The sequence below is a fragment of the Arcticibacterium sp. genome, assembly GCF_055134445.1.
Window position 1 is genome coordinate 1 of record NZ_JBSRVI010000041.1, and the last position, 10,166, is coordinate 10,166.

General features: G+C 40.1%; 7 protein-coding genes. All 7 read right to left on the minus strand.

What is annotated here, in order from left to right:
• Positions 1-389: 389 nt before the first annotated feature.
• The 7 genes from ACTBZY_RS06290 to ACTBZY_RS06320 all read right to left on the minus strand — a co-directional run bounded on the left by ACTBZY_RS06290 (position 390) and on the right by ACTBZY_RS06320 (position 9,759).
• Entirely contained in the window at positions 390-1,109 is a 720-nt protein-coding gene (locus ACTBZY_RS06290; protein ID WP_463045497.1) for an ABC transporter ATP-binding protein, read from the minus strand.
• On the minus strand, positions 1,109-1,882 hold the full coding sequence (locus ACTBZY_RS06295; RefSeq protein ID WP_463045498.1) for an ABC transporter permease: 774 nt from the start codon (positions 1,880-1,882) through the stop codon (positions 1,109-1,111). The genes ACTBZY_RS06290 and ACTBZY_RS06295 overlap by 1 nt, the downstream gene beginning before the upstream one ends.
• A complete protein-coding gene (locus ACTBZY_RS06300) occupies positions 1,872-2,726 on the minus strand; it encodes an ABC transporter permease subunit (protein WP_463045499.1) in 855 nt (284 codons plus the stop codon). Before ACTBZY_RS06300 ends, ACTBZY_RS06295 begins: the two co-directional genes overlap by 11 nt.
• The gene (locus ACTBZY_RS06305) at positions 2,716-3,942 is read right to left on the minus strand and encodes an ABC transporter substrate-binding protein (protein ID WP_463045500.1); all 1,227 of its coding nucleotides are present in this window, start codon (positions 3,940-3,942) and stop codon (positions 2,716-2,718) included. The genes ACTBZY_RS06300 and ACTBZY_RS06305 overlap by 11 nt, the downstream gene beginning before the upstream one ends.
• A gap of 379 nt (positions 3,943-4,321) precedes the next feature.
• Positions 4,322-5,761 (minus strand): SusD/RagB family nutrient-binding outer membrane lipoprotein, encoded by a 1,440-nt coding sequence (locus tag ACTBZY_RS06310; RefSeq protein WP_463045501.1) that lies wholly within the window; start codon positions 5,759-5,761, stop codon positions 4,322-4,324.
• Positions 5,762-5,765: 4 nt separating this feature from the next.
• The gene (locus tag ACTBZY_RS06315) at positions 5,766-8,984 is read right to left on the minus strand and encodes a SusC/RagA family TonB-linked outer membrane protein (protein WP_463045502.1); all 3,219 of its coding nucleotides are present in this window, start codon (positions 8,982-8,984) and stop codon (positions 5,766-5,768) included.
• A gap of 67 nt (positions 8,985-9,051) precedes the next feature.
• Positions 9,052-9,759, minus strand: a complete 708-nt coding sequence (locus ACTBZY_RS06320) for a TIGR04282 family arsenosugar biosynthesis glycosyltransferase (RefSeq protein WP_463045503.1) — start codon at positions 9,757-9,759, stop codon at positions 9,052-9,054.
• Positions 9,760-10,166: the final 407 nt, after the last annotated feature.

Here is a 10,166-nt window from a genome sequence, read left to right on the forward strand (position 1 = left end):
TAAATCGGCAGACAGGGTGGGGACTTCATTTTTTGCCAGTCGTGGCACCGTTCTAAAAATCGAACGGCAGCGGCCGATCGTCCAAAAACTATGCTATGTAAACTTACACATTCAAAATTCCTCTAGTTTTAGTGCTATTTAAATAGCTATTAGTCATTGAATTTTTCAAGTGCTCAGACTGTACATAGCTTTATAAGGTATTTTTATTTTATATAATTCTGGTTCATTCATAAATAGTAATCAGCAGCTCCTTCTGAGCGAAATATTAATAGGAAGTCATGTCCATAACGTTGTAATTTGTTTGGCGGGATTTTGGCCTTCGAAGCCGAAATCATGACAAACAGTTTTTCCTTCTCTATAAGCTTAAAACTTCGTTCCGATGTTTAAATTTACTTCAAGCTGCCCCAAAAATCAATTTCATTTTGGACGCCGGTGCTTGGGTCGTTGATGAAATCCTTTTTGTTGGCGTATACTTTTAGGTTTCCTTTTTGCATAAAACCAATGCTATCTCCCATGAGTACGGCCTCTTTTAGGTCGTGGGTTACAAAAATGGAAGTAATGCCAAACTCGGCTGTTAAGGCTTTGAAAAGCTTTTGCATTCTTTCTCTCGTCACCGTGTCCAAACTCCCGAAAGGTTCGTCTAGTAGCAGTAACGAAGGATTTGTGATGATGGCTCTGCCAAAAGAAACCCTTTGTCTTTGTCCGCCAGATAACTGGTTTGGCATCTTGTTTTCTTGTCCATTTAGCTCCAAACTCGCTACCATCTTCATGACTTTTTCTTGTACTACGGTTTCCGGTGTTTTTCTTAATCTGAGTCCAAATGCTATGTTTTCAAAGGCCGTCAAGTGTGGGAAAAGTAAATCCTCTTGATATAGATATACAACATTTCTTCTTTCCGGAATGACGTCATTGATAATTTCACCATTTAGCATTATCTCGCCTTGGTCTGGTGCTAAAAGCCCACTAATGGTTTTCAGCATGGTGGTTTTACCGCAACCAGATTTACCCAAAATGCTTAGGGTTTTATGAGCGTTTAGCTCAAAATTAAGCGAGCTCACCACCGCTTCATGATTAAAACTCTTATGTAAGTCTTTGACTTTTAAAAACATTATAATAGGCTTTTGAAAACGTATTTTTTATTGAAATAGAGCAGTAATACCGGCGGAAATATCAGCAAACAGCAGCTTAAAGCACCATAATAGTAATTGGCTTCTTTGATGTACATGAATACTTTAATGGTCAGGGTTTGCACTTTGCCTAGTCCTATCACCGAAGTCAGTCCATATTCAAACCAGGAAATAAGGAAGGTTTGAAAGAAGCATATTAAGAGTAATCCTTTTGCCAAGGGCAGTAAAACCATCACATACGTTTGGAAGGAATTTCCCCCCAAGGTCGTCACCAGTTCTTCATAACTTTTGATTTTTTTGTTCCAAAAACTACTAAAGAATATCAATGAAAACGGATAGGTAATAAGAAACTGTGCTGCCACCACGCCAAAGGCATTTCCAAACAAACCCATTTTGATAAAGAAATAGCTAAAACAAGCGGCAAAAACCACTGGGGCTAATATGTAAGGAAAATAGGTGAGGAGCGTTAAAAGTTTATTATTGGGGTGATTATAAACGGCTCTGCTGCCCCAAAAACCACATAGAGTAGAGACAAAAGCCACAGAAAGAGAGATAAGAACCGACTCGAAAAAGCTGGTCAGGAGTCCCATTTCGGAACCTAAAATAGTTTCCCAGTTTTTTAAACCCAAATACCCTGGTAAGATGTTGGGGTATTGCCATTCGGAAGCCAACGAAAGCATCACCAAATACACGAAGGGGAAGATGATGAGCACTCCCGCTATGGCCAGCAATATGGATTTTATGCTACGTTTCATGCAAGTTTTTTTTTCTTGATAAGAATAAGAAAACCACACAGGCGGTCACCATCAATGTATAAATCACGGCCACCACATAACCTTCCGACATCTTTGTGAGGTCGTACTGTCTAATCTCTCTAAGTATCAAAATAGAGAGCATTTCTGGAGACTGCCGTCCAAGGATAATGGGTACTTCATAAGCTCCAAGCGTGGCTATAAAGTTTAAGACTATCAATATCCAGCTTTTTCTTAAGAGTAGCGGCAGGAAAATCTTGTTGGTAATTTGTCGTTTACTCGCTCCTAAAGACTGAGCCAAAATAGAAAGCTCTTCCACCCTTTCGTTTTTATAAATGTTTAAAAACAGTAAGAGAAAGAAGGGGAGGGCAAGGGTAATAAATGAGAGTACCATGCCTATGGCATAAGTGTCGTTTACCATTTCTGGAAACTGATTGGCTTCTGATATAATGCCCAGCATATAGGCTATTCTAGAGAAAAAACCACCTTTAGAAAGCAGCTGAAAAGTGAAGAAACCCGTCACAATTCCAGGCACCGCCAGAGGCAAATAAATCAAAAAGGAGAAGATGCCTTTTTCTAATTCCTTTCGGAATTTGAGGGTAATCCATAGGGCTCCCGAAGTAGAAAGGAAGGTGGATACCGCGGCTATGCTGGCACTATAAAGAAAAGAGCGAAAAAACTCGCCAGAGCCCAGCACCGACTGCCAGAATTTTAGCGTAAAGCCATTATTAACCACCCCTATGATGCCAAAACTATATAATAAAGCATACAAAAAGGCAGATAGAAATGGCAGTATCACAAATACCGCAAAGAACAAGATGCCGATATTAAAGCGTTTATTTTTCAATCACCTCTGTTCTAAAGTCTTCAAAAAGCTTAATCATGTATTGTGCTGCTGGCTCTGCCATGGCGTGGTCTTTTAGGTCGTTCATGGTAGGGCCATATTCTCTTTGCATGGCTTCCTTAAATTTGGTTTGAAATTCGGGTGTTAATCGCTCGAGCTCCAAAATAGTATTAGAGTCCATTCCGTCTTTACTGGCTTTTTTGAGTTGTGCCTCTGGCGACATCAAGAAGTTGATAACTTGCATGGCACCTGCTTTTTGCGGAGCATTATGCAAAATACCTAAGTAATTGGCGTTTTTAACTGTTCCGTTTTTCCATGGATAACCCACCGTTGATTTTGGGTAAAGCCCACTGTTGACTTTGTTTTCTATGCCACCCTCACCGAAACCATAAAGTATGTTTAACTCCCCAATAGCATATAGCTGATTCATTTTAGACTGCTCGTTCGGAAAGGTTTTCCCTTTTTTCCAAAAGTACTTTTTGTTGGCATTGATGTAGTCCCAAAGCTTTTTCGAAAGGGTCGTATACTTCTTTTCGTCAAATTCCCCATCCAAAACTTTACTTCCACCTCCCAGCTCTGCCATGAAACTTTTGAGCAAGGTCATGCCCGTAAAGTCGTTTGAAATGGTAAAAGTACCTGGATTGGCTTTTACGTAAGCGGCTAGCTGATCTAAATTGGCAGGAGGAGGTGTTTTTAATCTTGTGCTATCATAAATCATGGCAAACTGGCTGACCGTCCACGGAGCTTCCATGTAGCCTACGGGCTGCTGAAAGTCCATACCAATGTAGGGGTCATTAAAGTTCACCATTTTGGCATTTGGTAGTTGTTCCACAAACGGTCCCCAAAGCCCTTTTACCTGTCTAAGCTGAAAGAAAGTTTCACCGTTTATCCAGACCATGTCAACTTGCCCTTGGTCAATGGAAGCGTCTCTTTCGCTCATCACCAACTGTACTATTTCAGGGCCTTGTCCACTACTGATTTTAAGGTCAATGTTGAATTGTTTTTTGACCTCAGGTATCACATAGTTATTCATGTAATTATTAATGGTGTTGCTGCCTTGCCACATCATAAAGTTTACGGTGGTACCGTCTGCTTCTTTTGAAATTTCTTCCCATGAAGCCTTTTTAAGGTATTCTTTATCTTCTTTTGGCTTCTGATTACAGCCTATAAGTACTGTAAAAAGAAGACCAATACATAAGTTTATTTTCCAAATGGTCATTAAAAAAGGGGGTGTTGGTTTTACAAATATGGGATATTTTTTTGCTGGCGTTTTAATAAGGTTTGAAACAAGTTTAAAATTGGTCTTATGATTTAATTTTTAACGGTTTCAGCGGCCTTTCCTCCTTACGGCGGATAAATCGGCAGACAGGTCAGAGAGTTCATTTTTGCCAAGCGTGGCACCGTGAGTAAAAAACGAACAGGGGAGGCGTTCCTCCAAAAAAAACTACAGCGGCCGACCTTCTGTAAACTCGCACATAAAAAGTGCTATGACTTGGTAATTGTAAAATAGCATTTATCATGAAGAACTTTTTACGTGCTCAAACAGTACAGGGCTTTATAAGGAAGTCATGATTTCTTGAAATTATTGTTATTGATTTTTACTGTTTTTCCCACCAACCTTTGCTGTTGATATTGTCACCACCCATCTTGTCGGCGGCGGTTCTGTAATTGGCATTATTAGTGGCTTGTTCAGATTCAGGGTATAAATATCGCACTGGATATTTGCCGTCGTTTAAGTTATCTGGTCCAGCGGTTAGCATGGGAATGCCTGTTCTTCTGATGTTAAACCATGCCTCATGACCTACGTTTATCAAGCTCATCCATTTTTGGGTTAAGATTTTTGTCAAATCATTGGTGCCGTTTAGGGCAATGGCGTCTGCACTTAAGTAAGCTGCAGGTAGAACCACTTTATAATAGTCAAAACTCGCTTTGATGCCGTTTTGGTAATAGGTTGCTACATCGCCAGAGATATAACCTTTTTGGGCAGCTTCTGCTAAAGCAAATTGCAGTTCGGCATATTGCATAAACTGAGCGTCAACACCATTTGGAATATCTCTGAAAATGGAACCGAATAATGAAACGTCGTTGAGGTTGATGCCTTTAGTACCTATAGTTTCACGGCTTAGACCATTTTGAAGGCCTCTGTAAGCTGGTGAACCACTATTTACACTCAACTGTGAAGGTTTGTATAAAACAATCACACGAGGGTCATTCCACAGTGTTAAGACAGAATCCACCGTTTGGGTCATTCTGTGTTCTTGGTAGAGTCCAAGACTCGCAGAAGCCATAGGGAATTGATTTGGAGCGGAGCTTAAATAGGCTATTACGGCATTATCAGCATTTGACTGCATCAATTTTCCTGAATTGGCAAGAGCTTGCATTTCGGAGAAGTCGGATAGTCTGTTACTGGCTCTTAATAAATATCTAAAACGAAGCGAATTAGCAAAACGAATCCATTTCTGTAAGTTTCCATTAAACATGATGTCGCCTTGGATTTTGTCACCTGTAGTCTCCAAAATAACTGCAGATTCCTTCAAAACAGCCAAAATGCCTGTTTTTGGATCCATATAAATACTTTCTTGACTGTCGTAAACAGGGGTGTAATTACCATCTAAAGCACCCACCGCATCGGTATATGGTATATCGCCCCACATATCTGTCAGCTGAGAGAAAAGGTAACACTTCATGATGTTCCCCACTGCCAAATAAGCTTTATTGTCGCCAGCCAGTTCTTGCATGGAGCGGATGTCTGAAAGGAGTTTATAGGTGGAATTCCAGTATCCACTGTTTGATCCCATTTCGTAGCGGTCAATTCTTTCAAATTCTACACTGGCAGCAAAGTGCGACAAATAGTTTGATAGTCTAAAGCCTTGTTCATAAGCGTTTTTGTCAGAGGATATAGAAAGGACATTGGTCAGTAAAAACTGAGGACCCACATTTTGTGGAGCGTTGGGGTTTTGATTGAGTGCCTCAAACCCGTCTGTACAACTCAGTGATGAGATGGCCAGAGCAAATATTGTTAGGAGTATATTCTTCATATTCTTAAAAATGGGTTTTTAAACTTAGACCGTAACTTCTGGTAGATGGGTAAGAGAAATCTTCCACACCGGCAATGATGTTGGTTTCCTGAAGGGCATTTAACTCTGGGTCAAAATGCGGGTTCTCGGTGAATAAGAAAAGATTACTTCCTATTAGACCTACTTTCAGATTTTGCAAACCAATGGCAGTGACGGCTTTAGCTGGCAGGTTAAAATATAAACCCACTTGTCTCACTTTTACATAAGAGGCGTCGTATAGAGCACTGGCCTCGTTTCCTCGGTCAAAGAAGTTATTATAAAAGGCACTGGCCGGTACCTTGGTGGTATTGGTCACATAGTTAGGAGCATCCGCTGTTCCTATGTTCATAAGGCCATTGCCCACTACACCACCTTCTCTGCCTACCAACGTTTCTGCCAATACACCTGAAGTGCTTCCCAGTGCTTTGGTTCTGGAAACTATGGTGCCACCTTGTCTCCAATCTACCAGTACTTTTAGCTCTAGGTATTTGTATTTGAAACTGTTGTTAAAGCCCATGGCAAAATTTGGGTTATAATTACCGAGCAGCCTCAATTTACCGTCTTGCACAGGAAGACCGTTAGCACCAAAAAGTGTTTTACCGTCAATCTCTACAAAACCGCTGCCGTACATATCGCCAACTCTTCCGCCTTCTTTAGCAATGTAGAAAACGGTATTTGAGCCTCCTGATCCACCAAAAACATTGGCAACACCCGTTACAAACTGGTCTACACCTTCTGGTAATCTGGTTACATTACTCCTGTAGGTGGAATAGTTCACAGAAGAATTCCATTTAAAACCGCCATTGTTTAAGATTTCGGCACTTAACATGGCTTCAAAACCTCTGGTTCTTACTGCTCCACCGTTGACATTAAAATTGGCAAATCCAGTAGCATTAGAGATAGGACGAGAGATAATTTGATTGATACTTATGTTTTGATACCCTGCCACATCCAGTTGGATTTTGTTTTTAAACATCCATAGCTCTAAGCCTATTTCTGAGGCATTCAATCTTTCTGGTTTAAGGTTGGCGTTTTTCAGGACGTTCTCGTTTGTTACTCTAAACTGTGAACCATAATTCTGGTTGAAAAGGTAGTTCTGCGTGTTTTGGTAAGGGTTTGTGTCGTTTCCGACACTGGCAGAACTCAACCTCAAGTTAAGAAAGGAGATGTTTTCTGGCAGGTTAAACATGTTAGAAATGACATAGCTTAGTCCAGCGGAATAGTACCCAAAAGAATTATTATTGGAAGGTAAAGTACTTGACCAGTCGTTTCTGTAGGTCAAGTCTAGGTAAAGCGAATTTCTATACGTCACATTGCCAGTAGCATACACACTGTTAATTCTCTTTTCAAACTTCAAACTCTCCCCTTTTAGTGGCGTTCTGGAGTTGGTCAAGGTATAAATACCTGGAATGGCCAGTTGAGAAGCTTCTGAATATTGGTAGCCTATTTTCTGGTCAAATCTATTGGCACCAGTAGAAATGGTGTATTTGAAATCTTCGTTTATTCGGTCTTTGTAGGAAAGAAGCACATCTGTATTTAGCTCTGTAAATGTGACGAGGTCTTCTCTGTAAGTTCCAAAAGGGTTACTATTGGTACTCACGGCTCTTCTGATGGTTCGCTTGTCGTCATAAGTATCTAAACCGTTTCTTACGCTCAGATTGAGTTTGTCTGTGATTTCATAATTGGCAGACACATTTCCTAAAATTCTGTTTTTGTCAAAACCATTGGTGTTTTCATACAAGGTCAAATATGGGTTTGTGAGCCATAGATAATTAAAATCATAGTGCTGAATGCCTTCTTGACCAGCCTGCCAGTAGTTTCTCAAAGCGGCTAAATCTGTTTGACGTCCTGTCCAGTTAAATCCGTAAAGTACGTTTTCATAACCATATCCTAAGTTTGGCCTGTTTTTGCTTCTGGTGTTGATATAGTTCATGTAGGCATTAACACTCAACTTTTTTCCCACGGCTTGGTCTAAACTGATAGAAAGGCCATCTCTTTTTAAGTCTGTATTTGGTAAAATACCTTTGTTTCTCAGGTTACTATAGGAAATTCTGCTGCTTCCGTTTTTTCCAGATGAGCTAATGGCTATGTTGTTTTGAGAGGTAACACCTGTTTCAAAAAAGTCTTTGACGTTGTTTGGTCTTGAAATCCATGGCGTGGGTGTGATTTCCGTAAAAGAGCCATCAGGGAAAGTTCTAGAGATAACGTCTCCACCACGTACAGGATTTCCGTTGACATCTACAGATGGGCTATCAAATTGTTTGACCATAAAACCTTGGTCTAAAAGAGGGCCGTAGCTACTGATGCCGCCATCATTTACACCTGCACCTATGCCGTTTTCGAAGGCATATTTCCCATTAGAACCACCGCCATATATATTTTGGTAATCAGGAAGGGTGAGTAGGTTTTCTACCGTTACGGAGCTGCTTAGGCTTATGCCCAATCCTTTATTGTCGTTTCCTCTTTTCGTGCTTATCAAAATAACGCCGTTAGCTGCTCTTGCTCCATAAAGGGCTGCAGAACCTGCTCCTTTTAGAACGGATATAGAGGCGATGTCGTCTGCACTAAAATCTGACCCTCCGTTTCCATAATCTATTTCCTGTAGTCTGCCATCATTCGTTAAGCTGCTTGTTATTTGGTCGTTACTGATAGGTACACCATCTACCACAAATAGTGGTTGATTGGTGCCGCTTAAGGAGTTTTCGCCCCGTATGGTAATTTTAGAGGACGAACCCGCACCAGAAGAGCCGTTGGTGATTTGCACGCCGGCCACTTGCCCTGCAAGACTATTCACCAAATTGGTGAGTGGAACAGCTGTTAATTCTTTGGCACTCACGGTCGTAATAGAAGAGGCCAAAGACTGCCTTTCTCTTTCTATACCTAGTGCGGTGACCACGATTTCTTCTAGTTCTTCAGAGCTAGATTCCATTCTTATCATATTAGGAATGTTGCCGTCTTTAATACTTAAAGTAAGTTTTTCAAAACCAATAGAACTTATGTTTAAAACAAAATTTGGACTGTTAAATGGAATGGAAAAAACACCGTTGACATCTGTGGAGCTTATTATTTGCGAGTTTTCAATACTAACCGTAGCGAAGGGGATGGGTTCGTTTTGCCTATTGGTCACCTTTGATTTATAGGTTGACATTTGACCATAAGAAACGGTCAAACATAGCTGCAGAACAGCTAATAAAAATATTCTCATATTCGATTTATAATTTACTAAATGGTAAAATGAAGAAACATGGAATTCATGTACTTCCTAAAGGATATTATTTAGTAAACAGGCGAGGAGGACCTCTCAATTGAAAACCCTGAAGTGTGGGTATAGCGAAGGTGTGTTGAAAGTTGTGCGGTCGCGAGAAAGTGACGGTGGTAAGATATTTAAGTATGTATCTTACTAATTCGGTTAAAGAGGTATGCCGCGTGAGTGTGTATAGGTCAGTTTTATGATCTAAATCTAATAAGCATCCAAGGGCATGACATGCAATGTTTCCAGAACTAGCATAGCCCAATAAGTCATCAAAAAGGTTTGTTTGTGCCCAAGAGAGATTTTTGAATTTTTCAAAAACGAATGCTTCTTGGCTGATACCAATAAGATAAACACCGCCATCTCTTGAAGGTCCTAAAATTAAATCTTGATGCTTGAGTTGTTGAATGGCTTCCGTTAAAATCTCAGCGTTTAGGTCAGGAGTGTCGTTTCCTATGGAGATGACTTTGTGATAACCTTGATTGAAAATGTGCTGAAAAGAGTTGGTATACTTTTCACCGAAGGTTTCACCAATCTGATTTTTTTCATCAAACCAAAAAACATCGAGACCACTTTCTTTGGCAAGCCTTTGCGTCTTATGAATAAGCTGATGGTATAAACCAAGGGATGCGAAGTTCTTAGCTTTTCCAAATATGGGTTTCCGCTCTGCTTCGGCCTGGGCCGTCAGGGAGAAAACGAGTAAAGCGGTATTGGAAGCTTTAAGTTTCAAGCGTGAGCCAATGAGTTTTGGTTTATAATCAAGGTCAATTACGGGAAAAAAGAGAGATAGGACTTAAAGAGCCATACTTTTTTGAAAGATGAAAGATTAAAGGGTTGGTAATGAGGCGATAAATCACTGGAATTTTGTAAATCTAAGAACCTTTTTTGTAAGCCGTATCTAATAGAACTGCTGTAGTTTTGTATTTGAAGGTTGAATTGGAACAATTTATTAGCCTTTTAATTCGGTTGTTAGACACAAATTATCTCTTATGCGAATATTATTATTACTTATCAGTTCTTTTTTATCTTTTCAATTTTCAGTATTCGGTCAAAGCGATACGACCACTTATGAACTCAGCATAAGCAATGTGATGGTTAATAAAACCGGTAAAAGCCAAATGGCCATGGCCATAAATG